This window comes from Marinobacter salsuginis, from assembly GCF_009617755.1.
GTDB classification, from domain to species: Bacteria; Pseudomonadota; Gammaproteobacteria; order Pseudomonadales; family Oleiphilaceae; genus Marinobacter; species Marinobacter salsuginis.
On the sequence record NZ_BGZH01000001.1, the window covers coordinates 240,631 to 255,686 of the forward strand.

A 15,056-nucleotide genomic window follows, 5' to 3' on the forward strand; every position below is an offset into this window, starting at 1 on the left:
GATTAGTCGGCCCCCCCGGTTACCGTTGAATTACGGGAGGACATAAGCTGCTGAAAGAGTTCAAGATACTCATCAGCCATTCGTCGCGCCGAATAGACTTCTTCTACTCGGGTCCTGGCATTCGCAGTCAGTGTGGCCTTGAGTTCAGGGTCATCAAGCAGTTTATTGCAGGCTTTAACTAATGCACCGACATCGCCGTGTGGCACCAATAACCCAGTAACTCCATCTTCAATCAGTTGATCTACCCCAGGAATATCGTAGGCAACGACCGGAACACCGACAGCCATCGATTCCATCAAGCACCTGGGAATCCCCTCCAACGAAGAGGTCATCACGAACATCTCAAACTTGGAAAGCAGCTCCAGGCGATCTTCGCGAAAGCCCAGAAATCTGACAGCCCGCCCTGCTTTCATGAGGGTGCACGTTTCCTCCAATTGTGGACGTTGCCGTCCCTCACCTATGAGCTGTAGCTCCAGGCCTTGGTGATGTTCGTGCAGCCCCTCAAACGCGCTCAATAAGTCCAGTAGTCCTTTGCGGGGAATAAGTTGTCCAATAAATCCGATTGGCCGGATACCGGCTACCTCCTTTTCCCGGATACTGGGATTTGCGAGTGTGGCGTCTATGTCCTTGATATCGACACCATTCCGGATAAAGCGAATCTTTGATGACGGCACCCTGAAACGGTGCATGTCCTCTATCAATTCCTCGGACAAGGGGGCTACAGCATCAAAGTACCTGAGGATTGAGGTTCCAAGCCTGATAAACATTTTAAGTTTAAAGCCGACATTGCCGGAGAAGCCGTGGGGTGTGCTCACGCAACGGATGCCTGCAATCCTGCCGGCGATCAGGCCCAGAATGTCGGATTTATAGCCATGGGTCAGAATGACATCGATTTCCCGCTCCCGGATAATGTTCACCAGCGTTTTTACGCTTCTGATATCGAATCGACCAGCCATATCAACGTAATGGACCTGGCCAGCCGAGTCGGGGTGGAAATCTGCTACGCGCAGGTCTTGGTTCGGGCTTTCCCTCGTTACCGCCAGATCGCATCGCATTCGCTGCGGATCAATGTTGTTGGCAAATGCCAGTACCCATCTTTCGGCCCCGTAAAAACCCGAAGGTGAGATAAACTGAAGCACCTTGATCTGACTCACGTATATACGTCCCTGCTTTTGCGTGTAAATTTGGCCTGTTTGTACGATGCTGCGTCGCCTTCTCCGGCGGCATCAGCATTTGCTTTCTTGGCCTGCAAGTAATAGACCTTGATCGCAACAGCCAGAAAAAGAATCATCCAATAAAGGATTTCGGCCCGGAATCTGTTTATGAAAGTGCCCGCGGCAAGATATCCGATGAACGCACACTCCAGCGCCAGTATCTGAAAATACGCTTTGGCGTTATCCAGGGACATAACATATTTCTTGGCTTTGCGAGACAGACGATACAACGACAGCAACATGCAGCAGAAGAAACCAAAGCCAAGCCAGCCCAGCTCCGACAAACCCTGGAACCACATTGAGTGGACAGAGCGATGCTCCACTCCTCCGCGGGTATCATCGTCCATGTATATAGGGGCGAGCCTGTTATATCCGTTGATCCCCATCCCCATCGGATGATCTTCAAGCATGTCAAACGTTGTCCACCAGAACACCATACGACTGGAGCCACTGGATTCCTTGTCTTCGATTTCTTTCAGCGTTCCCATACGTTCCCAGAACAAGTCATCGGTGACGTAGATCGCGCCCGAGAGCCCGACAACAACGATGAGCACAGCCGTGAATCGCTGTCCTTTGCGCTGCTGGCTGGAAAAAATCATGAACAGTATAAAAATGCCCAAACTGACTACGCAGGCAAGAAACGCCCCCCGGCTGTTGATCAGAACGAGGCCGTTGGCAATCAGCGCACCACACACAACAGAGAGAACCCGGATTTTTTTGTCACCCATCCAGGCGAAATAAAGCAACAGGACTGCCGAAGGGACTAGAGCCGCCGCTGTATCATTGGCATCAAGGGAATCCACCATTCCGATTCCCTCCACCCTCCCTTGCGCATTCCGACCTGTCACATGGGCGAGATAACCGATGTAAGCGCACCCCATGATGTATACCCACAGGCATACTTTGAGTGCTTTCTCCGAATAAATAAGCTTGTAAGCAACCAAAACAATAATAATCAGCTTGAGGAATTCGAACGTAAAGCGTTTATGGTTTGGGAGGTCAAGGGCAAAGATGTAAGCAACGTAATACATACCAAGAACTGCAAGCATCCACTTGAACGGCGCCATCTCTCCCCAAGGGCTCATTTCTGAGTAATGACGGTATTTTGCTGCAAGAACGGATAGCATCAGCAGGGAGGCGATTAACGAATAGCGCAACCCGGGAATACTGCTGGCCCACCAGCGATTGTCTGGGTTAAAAAAATAAACCATCTGGTAAACCACAAATGCGGCGGTACCGCTGTATGCAAGGGCAGCAACAACGCCACCAAAAAACACCAGCAGGAAAAGAAGCGCAAATTTCGACATCTAACGACCTTCCCTCCCCTGCCTTGCGCTGTCCCAGGTCACTTGGGTTTCACCCTGAATCGCCCTGAGAATGCCTCGAACGGCATACCAATTCACTGCGACGAAGTAGTAGGGAAAGGAAATCCAGATTGGAAGGGCGTTCTTGTGGGAAGAAAAATGACCAATGGCAGCCAACCCAAGGGTTAGCACACCGCCGAGCGCAATCAATTTGAACACGGTCAAACCAAAAAGAGAAAGTGCCAGACTCCCGAAACCACCCAAAGCGAGGAAAAGAGGGATCAACCAACGCAACAGTTTGTGAGAAATCACCATGAAGGAAAAAAGCCCGGTTTTAAAAGGATTCATAACACCCCGAACCCGGAAAAGCCCTCGAATGCTCCGATTTACAATGCGTTCTTTGCGGGCGATTTCCTTATCAAACTCTCCGGCAGTCTCCTCAAAACACTGAGCTTTCGGCTCGAAAACGCCGCGGTAGCCCTTAAGCACAATTTGAAGGGGATTCACAAAATCGTTGATGTCTTTTTGATCCAGAGGCTGCCACAAAGCACTTCTTATGGCGTAAATAGCGCCATCACCTCCGACAACCGACGAAAGGCGCGATTCCATGGTTTTGATTGCCAGTTCATATCTCCAATAGAGCCCTTCATTCTGAGCACTGGCTCCGGCCTCTCCATCCGTATAGAGGGCCGCACCAACCACATAGCCCACATCTGGTCTCTGGAAGTGGCGAACCAACTGACGTACGGCATCTGGCGCATACATGGCATTGGCGTCGCTAAACACCGTAATATCCGAGCGCACAGACTCCATGGCGAGGTTCAACCCCATGGTTTTCCCAAGACGCCCCTCCTGCCGGATCAGTTGAACCCCTTGCCCTGCGAATCGCTCAACAATCTCGTCTGTGCCGTCGGTTGAACCATCAGACACCACCAAAACGGAAAGTCGATCCTCTGGGTAATCGAGCTCCATCACGTTGTTGAGTTTCTCTTCAATCACATCGGCCTCATTAAAACAGGAAACAACGAGTGTCACCGTTGGGAGTTTGTCATCGGGCTGCATCGCCACTTCTTCCAAGCTTTTCAATGACGACAGTACCCAAAGCACGAGCGGGTACCCGACATAGACGTAGGCCGGAACCAGGAAACATATAAGGGTTGCAATCAGAATCGCGCTCATAGGCTGATATATCGTCTTATCTTCGGACCAAGCCAATTGGCCAAATCAAGGGGCAAGCATTGCCAGCCGGCGACTATCCATTGCCTAATCCTTGATTTTAGGTCGGTGGGAACAACCCAGGGGTTGTCAAAATCGGGAGCATCCCCTAAACGGTACCACCCGAGCGCCGCTGGCTCGGCCCCCCACTGCTTTTTAAAGCGAAATGTGCCTTCGCCGAAGGAAGAACGACCAAAATCGAAAGTTTTCGTGCCCCTATCGCTTACCCACTCAAGCAATCGCCAGTAAAGGAGCATGTTCGGTGCAAGGTGATTATATTCCGACAGCGTGGATGCCCAGGGAATGCAAGCTTCCTTGTTGCCCAAGAGAACGATACCTGCCCCAACAGGCAAGCCATCCAGATCGACAACAGCGACCACCATCCTCGGGCCATAGGCTTCTCTCAATGCCTGGAAAAAAGACAAACTGTGAACCGGCGAACCCAACCGCCTCATATTGTCGCAAAAGACGCTATAGAATCGCCTGAGAAGCTCCTCTTCCATTCCAACACTGCAAACAAGTCCGTTCTTTTCAGCCTTGCGAATTTGGCTTCGAAGTTTTGGTTTGAAACTCGTAAACAAAGCCTGACTGCTGCCCGGCAGAGAGAGAATCATGCGAACCTTCTCGCCAGTGATCCAGTTGTCTGATTCTACGGCCGGGTCTCTGACACGAATCTCGACGGAGTTCATGCCTTCTCTGGTTTTCAAATCTTTTGCGGTCGAGAGAAGTTGCTCCCGAATCCTGTTATCGTCCGCAACAGGGCCGCCGTAATCGCAAAAGGGCAGAGAAATCAATTGAGGAGCAAGGAAGGGAGGCTTGATCCTCACGAGAGGCAATACTCCACAAACTTCGTTGTTTCGATAGGCGACGATAACCCTGCCCTCGTGTTGATAGGCCTTTTCGACCGCCTCCAACCACTCCATGTAATGATATGGACCCGCTTCTCCAGATTCCTTCAGATAGCTGTCAAGCTCTTCCCTCGGACACTGAGCCAGTCTGAAGGCGCGAATCTCTAATGACATTATTGAACTCCGCGGGACAAAAGGTTGCGAGCCGACCGGAGCGCATTTTCGACAAATAGGGTAAGCCGTGGACGCTGCAACACCATTTTTACAATGCTTCCATGTTCACGCCCAAGACTCTTCTTGTAGCGATCTTCACCACCCATAAAGTCATAGAAATCCTGGCCTCTCTCTATGTAATCCTGAATCATCATGGAGTGCCCAACCAGCCCCGGTTTCAGGCGGTTATCATTGGTTTCGCTGGTTATTCCCAGATAGAAGTAAACTCGCTTCCCCTGGATGAAGTTGTAGAAACCCGCGAGTAGTTCTTCACCGGCTTTCACAACAGCGATATCCACCTCACCTTTTTCCCATCCGGATCGAATCAGACCATGATGAAAACGAACAAACTCATGGTTGGCATACCCACTTTGTCCCGGCAGCCTCCCCCACTTTCTAATATGCTGCTCGCCGAATCCATTGAACCACTCGAGGGCCTCTAAAACATTCAATGGGCGGTGCACCGCCACATTTCCAAACCCTGAATACAAGCGAGTGGAACGATTTATCTGATGGCGAGCGTTGGAGGACAGCGTTTGCAAGTAGCTGGACGCAGAACGTCGGACTTTACCCAGATCGACACCCACACAAGGCGTTTGCCATCGAATCAAAGCACGCATACCACTAGCCCTGGATAATTCGGAGGCTCGACCAACGTCAATCCCACTCACAATGAGTTCATCCCATTGGATTTCATTCCGTTTGAGTGCGTCCAGAAAGGCTTTGCTCACTGCCTGTTCCTCGCCCCGTTTTATCAGAAAATCGTTGTACTCTATCCAGATTTGATCTTCATATGGCTCACCGGTTTGGTGAAGCCTCATGCAATTAGAGATCACGAATCCATGCCGACGCTCTTCCGTCATCGAAAGCAACCCAAGGCCAATCAAGTGACCTGACTTCACTGCTTCAAGGACGAGCAGATTTGGTTTGTATGTTGTTAGCCAGTTCCCTATCCACCGCCATGATAGAAAAAAGCAGGCATCTGAATTCGCATATAACCTCTGCCACTTTTCTTCCAGTGACTCGATATTCGCCTGGGAGAAAGTGACCATGTTTACTGCTACAGAAATATTCTCGGCTAGCATTCAGCCTGCTCCGCCAGCAAACGCAGTTGCGTCGGCGAAATCGCTTTGCCACCCATTTCGTTAAAGAAGAAATCAAAGAAGCGCCGGAAACGCTCCAAAAACTCCCCCAGTTGAGCCTCGTTTCGAACATAAGTGGTATTGCCTGGAACGACACTGGGACTGTGAAAGCTCCAGGTGAAAACCCGGGTGCCGCGTCCCAACAAAGATTTGGTTAGCCTTAAATGCTCGTTTGAAGAGTACCCCTCGGGAGAAAGCATTAAACGATCAACCGCTCCGAGACGAGCCAGCACCCCTGGCAACCGGAATTGTCGCAACGACCACGCTACGTTATGCAGAGGTCTGCCAAACGAAGCAGCCCACCCCAAAAATGCACCAGTACAGGGAATTTCCAGCAGCGGCCGGTCCGGATCTCCAAACCAGAAAGGATTTGGCCCAAAGTGCGAATAGTCAGGGCCACCATCCTCGCTGCCATCCATCGGGGGACAGACCGAAAGGTCTATAGTGAACCCCAGTTCAGCAAGAATTTCCTGGGTATTCTCCCCAAAACCATAACGCCCAGCCTTGTAGATAGTGGGCTGAAAGCCGAAAGATTCGGCGATCCGATCCTTGAGATTACTGAGCTTTTCTTTCTCCAGATCTCTGGGCAGATTTCCGGGATACATATTGGATCGGGTAAGAGCTTCCTTGAAGGGCGGATTCACCCAGGGATGCAACTGAGCCCCAATATCACACTCACCGCGGTCATAGTATTGTTTGAGAAGGCCGAACCCTTCCTTTTGGCTTGCAACTGGATAATCTATTACATAGCAAGGAGTTATTCCGTATTCCCTGAAGATCGCCTGGGCCCTGCCGATGTACTCCATGGCGGAAACAGAATTCTCTCGAGAATCCGGTGCCGCACTCCAATCAAACTCTTCTTCGGCGTCGACGACCACGACCAGATAAGGTGGAGAATCCGCCGGCAATCTGATTTCCTTGCAGTCTTTGAACATTGAATCCTTTCCTGACAGCAGATATCTGACTAACGGCCCTGGCCAATGAGAGAAAATCCATGAGATAAAACCAGCCGGAGTTCAAACTCCTCTTCATCAGGCCGCTGGCGCTTACTTCTCAAATAGGCTTGGTTAAATTCCACTGCAAATGACGTGAACTCAGCGAGCTGGCGAACCCAGCGCGAGTTGAATCGGTGCACCTGTTCCTGCACTTCTGAGGCATTTTCCTCAGTTTCTGCTTGCCACAGATAACGAAACTCCAAGCGTTGTAGATTCGACATTTGAACTCCGAGGTCAAATCCGGCGCCGAGCTCGTGGGTCGTCTCGCCGCTTTCCTGGGACTCTCGGATTTCTCCGGATACCTGAACCGAAAAATCACAAACATCGCACAAAGTTCGACGGGTGTGGCGTAAATCAAACCGATCAGACAAGACCACTTCAGTCAGCCGAACGTTCTCTGAAAAGTCATCGGGTGATTGCGGATTCAAGACTAGATCGATGGCGCTATCAGACAGCGTGCGATTATAGGAGAAAGAGGTCGTCCAATCTGTCGTTACCCAATCCTTTGTCAGGAAAGCAGTTACGCCGTCACTCTCTGTGACGAGTCCCGAAGGTAGCTCGGTCTCGGCCTCACTGACACCGCCGCCAATGGAAAAAGTGCCAAAATCATCAGCGGTGCGGTACCCAACCTGGTAAGCATCAATCGTTACCTCTGTGTCACCTTCATCGGACCAACTCCGGCTGCCATTCACAAGTCCAAAGGACCTCTGGGATAGCCTTCTCTCAAGATTGACCCTTGCAGTGTAGGAGTCCGTATCGCCTTCATCTGAATCGCCATAAGCCCGTGCTCCATCTGCCGAGACCCTGACAGTGGTCAAAGCGCCAGGGGTCAACCTCAGACCCGCCCCGGCGTTGACTATGTTCTGAGTATCATAATTCGTCGGGTCGATGAGAAAGCCGGTGTTGTTCCGCACTGTCCGTACGGTGTGGCCTGCATTGAATTCGAATGGGTTGGAGGGGTCCGCGTGGGCAAACCGAGACAACCCGGTTATTGAACTATTGTCTCCGCCACTACCTATATCTGAATTCCGTGATGTCTCGACTCTGGCTGAATAGTCCAGCAATGCACTGTTACTTCCACTGACCCACTCGCCCGCAAGCCCGCCTTCCAATCCGAGCCGACCTTCCGTCTCACTGTCCGTACCCGCAGCCGTATCCGCGCGATTTTGAGTCAACGCGGTAAAAACAGACGCATCTCCCTCAAAACGGGCCAAGTCTTCCTCAAGGGCCTGAGCAAAGGCCGGACCAATAGGCGTTATCAGAGCAAGAAACCCCAAAACTCCGGTGAAGCGATCCATGATTCCACCACTGAACGTTGACAGTTTCATTCCTGAAAGACCAAGCCTGAGAATTTGGTGGCATCAAAGGATTCCACGGACTCCAGAATTTCATCCTCTGTTAAACGACCGAAAGGTACTCCTAATATGACCTGATCGGAAAACCTCTCAAGAATCCTGGCCTCAGTACTCTCCTGGAATGGTGGCGAGTTGATAATGATGCAACGATCCGGATAGCGCCCTTCTAATTCTTCGATGAGGTCTCGCATCCTTATTGAGGAAAAGAGCTCCACAGCTGAAGCTGGGTGGTTCCCTGCCGGAATAACACTGAGCCTGTCGACGCCGCTTGGATAGATAATCTTTTTGATCGGCAACTTGGGATCGAGAATATAGTCCGTCACCCCTTCATCCATCGGCACGGAAACCAACTCGGATAACCCACTGTTGTGAGGATCACAATCAACCAATAGCGCGGAAGTGCCAGAATCCGAAGCAAACGCAGCCGCCAGGTTAAACGCCGTTCTTACAGGACACTCTGACTTGCCAATACAGGAATAAAGAACTGTAAAACTGGGTCTGTTGTTAGCATTGTTGCGCAATTGAATGCGAATCTCGCGGTAAGCATCCAGAACCGCTTTATCTGCCATGCCGGGAAATACGATCTTGCGAGCCCGCAACTCTACCTTCGTCCAGGGCCGGGGATTTGATATCAGCCCCAATGAAACAGACGAGTCGTAGACAGAGGGTGGATATCCATCGGTTTCCGTCTCGACTCGCGTCCAGTTGGGCGGTTGCAGGCGCTCTCCCGCAAATGGCCGTTCCTTCCTGAACTGATCATCTGGATTAGCCTCGCCGTCGCCGTACTTGCCCTCTTTGCGCTGTTGCTGGCTTTTAAGAAGTGCGTTGTAGAGTTTATTATCGTCCATTCCCTACTCCCGCCCCAAATATCTCTGCCAATTTAGACATTATCCGTTCCGGGCTGATACCCATCACGCTGAAAACCAGAATGGCGAGATATGCTGCAATAAAAACACCGAGGGCACTGAGCAGTAGCAGGACGTCTTTTCGCAAAAGCCTATCTTTCCAGGTACTCCGATAGTGGGGGATCGTGCCAATAACCGGAATCGACTCGGGAAGCGCCAGATGGAGCTCCCGAGGCGAACGAATTCGTTGGTCAAACATAACGAGTGCTGTTATCAGGCCAAGCACCAAAGCACTACCAAGGAATGGTCCGGCAAGTCCAATCTGGTAGAGCTGAAGCCCGTCCCACTGGGTTGGGAATGTTGCAGGTTCCTGAATCTTATAGCTCACGCCCTCACCCTGAACATCCAGAGTCATGGAAAGCCTGGCGCGCTCGCGCCGCTGCAGCATGTCCTCATATACATCACGAGTTACGTCGTAATCGCGAGTCAGTTCAGACAACTGGGCCTGATTCTCCGCGACACGCTCAGCCCGGGCGAAGGCTTCCTCCAGCAAACGTTCCAAAGAGGCCAGACGATTCTTTTGAACCTCAAGGTCGGTGCGGCCTTCGGACAAACGTAACTTGAGGTTTTCATAGACAGGATTCTCAAGAACTTCAGTTACACTGCCTTCGCGTGAATCATCGCTCTGGGTTGACACCTGTTGTTCAAGATCTTCAATTTGCCCTTTGATACTCACCACATCGGGATGACGCTCATGGTAACGCAGGAGCAACTCATCCAACTCCTGTCTCAATGCCACCAGCCGTCTTTCGGCAGCGGATCGGCCCGGATCAACGGTAACCCGCCGAACTGGCTCCTCTTGAGCTAACTGCTGCTGAGTAAGCCTGACTTCTGATTCGGTCTGCTGGATCTGAAGCTTGAGGTTTTCTATCTCAGCTCGGAGGTTTTCAATACGGCCACGTACATTACCTTCGGTACCATCCTGATTATTCGATTTAAAGACTTTTAGTTTCTGTTCAGCCTCTTCGAGTTGGCGCTGATAGGACTTGACCTGTGAATCAATAAATTCAAAGGCCGCCTGACTTTCCCCCTGCTTTTTGTTAATCGTTCGCTCAATAAACCTGTCGAGTACGGAACTCAGAACGGTAAAAGACTGATTCGGATCCTTGCTCGAATAGGAAAGCTCAAGAAAATTTCGATTGGACACCCTAAGAGATATCTGCTTGCGGAGACTCGATATAGCAACATTCTTTTGCTGATCGCTCTCTGCCCCGGTGAGAAGCTCGCTATCGAGCGCTATCTGTTCAAGGAACGAGCGACTCTCAACTAACTCACGCGCTTCATTAATCCGATCAATCTGCGTAACTTCGGCCTGCCCGCGAAGAAGTGGCTCAAGGATGTTTGATTGATCGGCGTAAAGCAGAGCCTCTGATGTGTAAGTCTTTGGAGTTACGTATCCCCAACCCAATACACCGGCAGTAGCAAGCATGAATACGATAGCGGCCGAAACTCGGTATCGGTACAACTCTCGCTTTATTGCTCGAAGGGTATCGAGGATAAACTGCAGATCCATTTATAGCTCACCTCTGAAGATCTGTTTTCTGGGAACACTGATCACGTCTCCTGGCTGGAGGACATGATTGAAGTCCATATTCCCTTCGGAAATCAGTTCGCCGAGATCAAGGCCAAAGGTTTTATACTCGCCATCTACTTGGCGATTCAGCGTCGCCCGACCATCAGCGGCGAAATCTGTCAATCCGCCAGCCAAAAGAACCAAATCCAGAACCGTCATGCCCGGCTGAAATGCAACCGACTGCGGCGCTTCCACCTGGCCTGTAATCCTGACCCGATTGCGATACTCCTTGCTGGCGGGATTAACAACCATTACAGTAACTTCCGGGCTTCGCACCAGTTCACTCAGTGCCACTCGTATCTCTGAGGCCAGCTCCTCGGGACGTTTGCCCTCTGCAATGACATCACCAGTCAATGGCATCGAAATATTTCCATCAGGGCGGACAACGATGGTTTGTGAAAGCTCGGGATTGCGCCAAACATGAACCGATACTGTATCTCCTACACCTATTTCATAGGGCTCTGATTGCGGTTCAGTGGCGGTAGGCATTGACTTCGTGGACGGAAGCCCCGAGCAGGCTGCCAAAAACGAAACCAAAGCGACAAGAAGGACTCCCTTAAACAACTGCGCGTTTCCCATGAGCTTTCTCCAGATTCAGTTTATTCTTAGCAGCTTCTAGCGAACACCCTTACCAAGCAACACGACCTCAACGGTCTGTATCATGATCAAGACATCCATCATCAGGCTATGATTCTTAGAATAGTATAAGTCGTACTCAAGTTTGCCTTTCGCGTCCTCAATAGATGCGCCGTAGGGGTATTTAAGTTGTGCCCACCCCATTAATCCAGGCTTTACGTAATGCCTCGTGTCGTAAAACGGAATTTTCTCTTTCAATTCAGAGACAAATTCAGGGCGCTCAGGCCGAGGGCCAACGATGCTCATTTCCCCTTTGAGAACATTGTAGATTTGAGGAAGTTCATCCAGGCGAGTATTTCGGATAAAAGCGCCAACTTTGGTCACTCTGCTATCGTTGGCAGAAGCCCACTGAGCTTTGCCGTCTTTTTCAGCATCTTGCCGCATACTACGGAATTTGTAGATCCTGAACTCGCGGCCAAGCATGCCTACACGTTTCTGGCTATACAGAATCGGTTTTCCAGTCTCCAGAAAGACCGCCAGTGCTGTTAGGACGATGAACGGCAACATAAGCACCAGCAAAGTCAGGCTGATAGCGAGGTCCAGGAAGCGCTTGGCAAAGGCTCTGCTCCTGGACGCTTTAAAGCCTTCAGAAAAAACAATCCAGGATGGGTGCACCATAGCGAGCTTTGCTTTCTTTAATTCCCGCTCATAAAAGTCCAGAGCGCTTGTTACTTCAACTCCGCGTAGCTTGCATTCCATTAGATCTGGTACAGGCAGCCAACCACCCTCGGCTTTGCGGCGTTCTTGCTGCGCGACGACTATTTCCGAAATTCGATTCTTAAGGCAAAACTCATAGAAGTCGTAAGGCGTGGAAAGAAGCTTCTCTTTTGCCACGGTAGGCTCTGGGCTATCGGAAATACATCCTACAATCCGGACTCCCAGCGCCCGCATATTCTGTTCGTACTCCGCCAGCAAACCTCTAGCGAAATCTCCAGCCCCCAAAATCACCACCCGGCGAACCAGTTGCTCAGAGTCCACGATCCTGAGGAAGATCAATCTCATGAGAACAACGACGAGCGAAGCCAGCATTACCGCCCAAAAAAGATTGGAGCTTCCGGGGTCCGCAGAGGGAACAATGACATAAAGAATGGTCAGCCCAATGCCTCCTACAAAACAGTAGGCAACCAAAGTTCTGAAAAAAAGAGAAGAGATACTTTCCTGCACCATAACCAGGTATCCACCCATAGCCAGCGTTCCGCAACTCAGGACAAGTGCAAACAGAAACGCAGACAAGATGTCGGTATGGAAGGGTGCATGATTGACCCCTACAAGTGAAAGAATCAGGGTCAGCAAAGAGAAAACGGCAAAAAGGACCACGAACTCCAGAATGCCGAGTACCAAGTGCGGTATGTGTATGTAATGCTTGCGAAACCGTATATACGACACGCTGAACTTCCTTGTCGTCTGCTCGACAATCAGCGACAGACTAACATCAAATTATTCTGGCAGCCTTCTGCCCTTTGCTACCAGCCACGACCTCTCAGGAGGCATTCTGCGCTGAACACGGCGCAATCTCAACAGATTGTATCTTTATGTAACATACTTTTACATTGTTTTATGCCTCCCACGGTTTCCGAGTGAAGACTGATTGTAATCGGCAACTATCTGGGAGAAAATCAGACCATTGGTGTTAGTTGGGAAGGAGTACCCATGCCGAGCCCGGACGCAAGATCACCGCTTCATGCAATGAGTATTGATGTGGAAGATTACTTTCACGTTGCCGCTCTCTCTCACGTAATAAAACCCAGCCAGTGGGACAGCCTGCCCAGTCGAGTGGTCCAAAATACCGAAAGGCTGCTAGAACTGTTCAAACAGTATGACGTCAAGTCAACATTTTTTGTTCTCGGCTGGGTTGCAGAACGCTTTCCAGACCTCATCAGAAAACTTTCTGACGACGGCCATGAGATTGCTTCCCACGGATATAGCCACCAACTGATCTACAATCAATCTCGGGAAATTTTCCGGGAGGAAACCATCCGGTCCAAAAAACTCCTCGAAGACATTACCGGTAATCCCGTTCACGGCTACCGAGCGGCCAGTTACTCGATCACAAGGGAGTCACTTTGGGCCCTCGACATTCTCTGTGAGGCCGGCTTCAATTGGGACTCAAGCATCTTTCCGATCCGACATGATCGCTATGGAATTCCAGATTCGCCAAAAGCGCCCTATTCGATTCAAACGGAGAGTGGCAACGTTATCAGGGAGTTCCCACTGACCACGGCCAAGGTATTTGGCCTCTCGGTTCCCGCTGCAGGCGGAGGTTACTTCAGGCAGTTCCCCTATCCATTGTTCCGCTACCTTTTCCGTAACGCATCCGGCTTCGGAACGCGCCCGCAAATGTTTTACCTGCATCCTTGGGAGATAGATCCTGACCAACCGAGATACAACAATGCCAGTTGGTTCTCAAGGTTCAGGCACTACACGAACCTTGACCAGTGTTATGGTCGCCTGGAAACGCTCCTACAGGACTTCCGATTTGGCACGGTCAGTGAAAGTTACAATGCCTACGATCCTGACGAATCTCTGACTCGAAACTCCCAAATGGTGCGCCTGGCTTAGCCGGGCAAAGGACGTCGTTAGCCATGTATCTTGAATTTTTTGGACTGCACAGGCACCCCTTTCGAATTACTCCGGAAGACGATTTTATTTACATGAGTCAGCAGCACTCCCGTGCATATGTCTATATGTCTTCGGCTATCTGGAGCTCAGAAGGTTTTGTCGTAATTAGCGGTGAGATAGGCTCCGGAAAAACTACCTTACTCAAGAAAACTATCAGAAACCTCGAGGGTGATCTGAAGCTACTCAATATTTCCTACACCAATCTTGAGTCGAAAGATCTGTTTGGATTAATCCTTCGCAAAGCAGGCTTGAAAGTCGAGGATGACAGCAAGGTCGCCATGCTCTTTCAGATCACAGAGTACCTGGAGCGAATGGCGGCAGCGGGAACGCCCGTAGTTCTGACGATTGATGAAGCCCAGAACCTTACCCGAGAAAACCTTGAAGACATTCGAATGCTGACCGGCATGGAGAGTATGGGCGGACCTTCAATGCGTGTAATACTTCTGGGACAGCCAGAGCTAAAGACTGCAGTGTCTGCAATCCCGCAGCTCTCCCAGCGTGTAAAACTGTTCTTTCACCTGGAGGGGCTGACAGCTGCGGAAACGGCTGAATACATTGATTACAGACTACTTGTTTCGGGGCACGGCGGTAACAAGCTGTTTGATGACGACACAGTTCGTGATATTCACAAGCTCAGCCATGGCATTCCTCGACTGATTAATAAACTCTGTGACGGAATGATGATGTGCGCTTACTCGGAAGATCGGCCGTTCATAGATCCTTTCGACCTGAAAGGTATCCGAAAGGACCTACTTGGTGAGGACGATACCGATGAGCTAGCTGATCAAAAACCAAGCCGTCAGCGACCTAAGAAAGACATGGTGGAGACTAGGCAGCGTAAGCGGCATCAAAACGAGGCAGAAGCTGACTCGTCTCAGGTACTTTTGAGAATCGCTGAAGCTCTGGAGAGTATAGACAGAAGGCTTTCGCAGATGACGTCAGACCCAAAGGACAATGAGGACCGCTATAGCACCTCAAGCAATGTGAAGCCGCTGGCTCCGGGGCGAAAATAGAGGTTTTCCTAATCTGCCCCGAAG

Annotated in this window: 13 protein-coding genes; 2 read left to right on the plus strand and 11 right to left on the minus strand. The window is 50.6% G+C overall.

What is annotated here, in order from left to right:
• Window positions 1-2: 2 nt before the first annotated feature.
• From GJU83_RS01075 to GJU83_RS01125, 11 genes are read right to left on the minus strand one after another with little or no spacing between them, the layout of a single operon-like run.
• Window positions 3-1,154 carry a glycosyltransferase gene (locus GJU83_RS01075; RefSeq protein WP_069183465.1) on the minus strand — a complete coding sequence of 384 codons (1,152 nt, stop codon included), beginning with the start codon at window positions 1,152-1,154 and terminating at the stop codon, window positions 3-5.
• Window positions 1,151-2,521, minus strand: a complete 1,371-nt coding sequence (locus tag GJU83_RS01080; protein WP_069183464.1) for an O-antigen ligase family protein — start codon at window positions 2,519-2,521, stop codon at window positions 1,151-1,153. Before GJU83_RS01080 ends, GJU83_RS01075 begins: the two co-directional genes overlap by 4 nt.
• Complete coding sequence (locus GJU83_RS01085) at window positions 2,522-3,697, minus strand: glycosyltransferase family 2 protein (RefSeq protein ID WP_069183463.1); 1,176 nt, start codon at window positions 3,695-3,697, stop codon at window positions 2,522-2,524.
• Window positions 3,694-4,755 carry a FemAB family XrtA/PEP-CTERM system-associated protein gene (locus GJU83_RS01090; protein WP_069183462.1) on the minus strand — a complete coding sequence of 354 codons (1,062 nt, stop codon included), beginning with the start codon at window positions 4,753-4,755 and terminating at the stop codon, window positions 3,694-3,696. Before GJU83_RS01090 ends, GJU83_RS01085 begins: the two co-directional genes overlap by 4 nt.
• Complete coding sequence (locus GJU83_RS01095) at window positions 4,755-5,879, minus strand: GNAT family N-acetyltransferase (RefSeq protein WP_083231781.1); 1,125 nt, start codon at window positions 5,877-5,879, stop codon at window positions 4,755-4,757. Before GJU83_RS01095 ends, GJU83_RS01090 begins: the two co-directional genes overlap by 1 nt.
• Window positions 5,873-6,871 (minus strand): polysaccharide deacetylase family protein, encoded by a 999-nt coding sequence (locus tag GJU83_RS01100; RefSeq protein ID WP_069183461.1) that lies wholly within the window; start codon window positions 6,869-6,871, stop codon window positions 5,873-5,875. Before GJU83_RS01100 ends, GJU83_RS01095 begins: the two co-directional genes overlap by 7 nt.
• A gap of 29 nt (window positions 6,872-6,900) precedes the next feature.
• Window positions 6,901-8,229, minus strand: coding sequence for a hypothetical protein (locus GJU83_RS01105; RefSeq protein WP_083231780.1), 1,329 nt, complete (start codon window positions 8,227-8,229; stop codon window positions 6,901-6,903).
• 26 nt (window positions 8,230-8,255) lie between these two features.
• The gene (locus tag GJU83_RS01110; RefSeq protein WP_069183459.1) at window positions 8,256-9,134 is read right to left on the minus strand and encodes a P-loop NTPase family protein; all 879 of its coding nucleotides are present in this window, start codon (window positions 9,132-9,134) and stop codon (window positions 8,256-8,258) included.
• Window positions 9,124-10,704: an XrtA system polysaccharide chain length determinant gene (locus GJU83_RS01115; RefSeq protein WP_069183458.1), complete on the minus strand. Its 1,581-nt coding sequence runs from the start codon at window positions 10,702-10,704 to the stop codon at window positions 9,124-9,126. Before GJU83_RS01115 ends, GJU83_RS01110 begins: the two co-directional genes overlap by 11 nt.
• Window positions 10,705-11,343, minus strand: coding sequence for an XrtA/PEP-CTERM system exopolysaccharide export protein (locus GJU83_RS01120; protein WP_069183457.1), 639 nt, complete (start codon window positions 11,341-11,343; stop codon window positions 10,705-10,707).
• A gap of 36 nt (window positions 11,344-11,379) precedes the next feature.
• Window positions 11,380-12,786 (minus strand): TIGR03013 family XrtA/PEP-CTERM system glycosyltransferase, encoded by a 1,407-nt coding sequence (locus GJU83_RS01125; protein WP_069183456.1) that lies wholly within the window; start codon window positions 12,784-12,786, stop codon window positions 11,380-11,382.
• A 264-nt stretch (window positions 12,787-13,050) separates the two neighbouring features.
• Here GJU83_RS01125 and GJU83_RS01130 point away from each other — a divergent pair, with 264 nt between their 5' ends.
• Together GJU83_RS01130 and GJU83_RS01135 are read left to right on the plus strand one after the other, a co-directional pair.
• Window positions 13,051-13,959 carry an XrtA system polysaccharide deacetylase gene (locus GJU83_RS01130; RefSeq protein ID WP_069183455.1) on the plus strand — a complete coding sequence of 303 codons (909 nt, stop codon included), beginning with the start codon at window positions 13,051-13,053 and terminating at the stop codon, window positions 13,957-13,959.
• Window positions 13,960-13,982: 23 nt separating this feature from the next.
• Window positions 13,983-15,032 carry an ExeA family protein gene (locus GJU83_RS01135; protein ID WP_069183454.1) on the plus strand — a complete coding sequence of 350 codons (1,050 nt, stop codon included), beginning with the start codon at window positions 13,983-13,985 and terminating at the stop codon, window positions 15,030-15,032.
• Window positions 15,033-15,056: the final 24 nt, after the last annotated feature.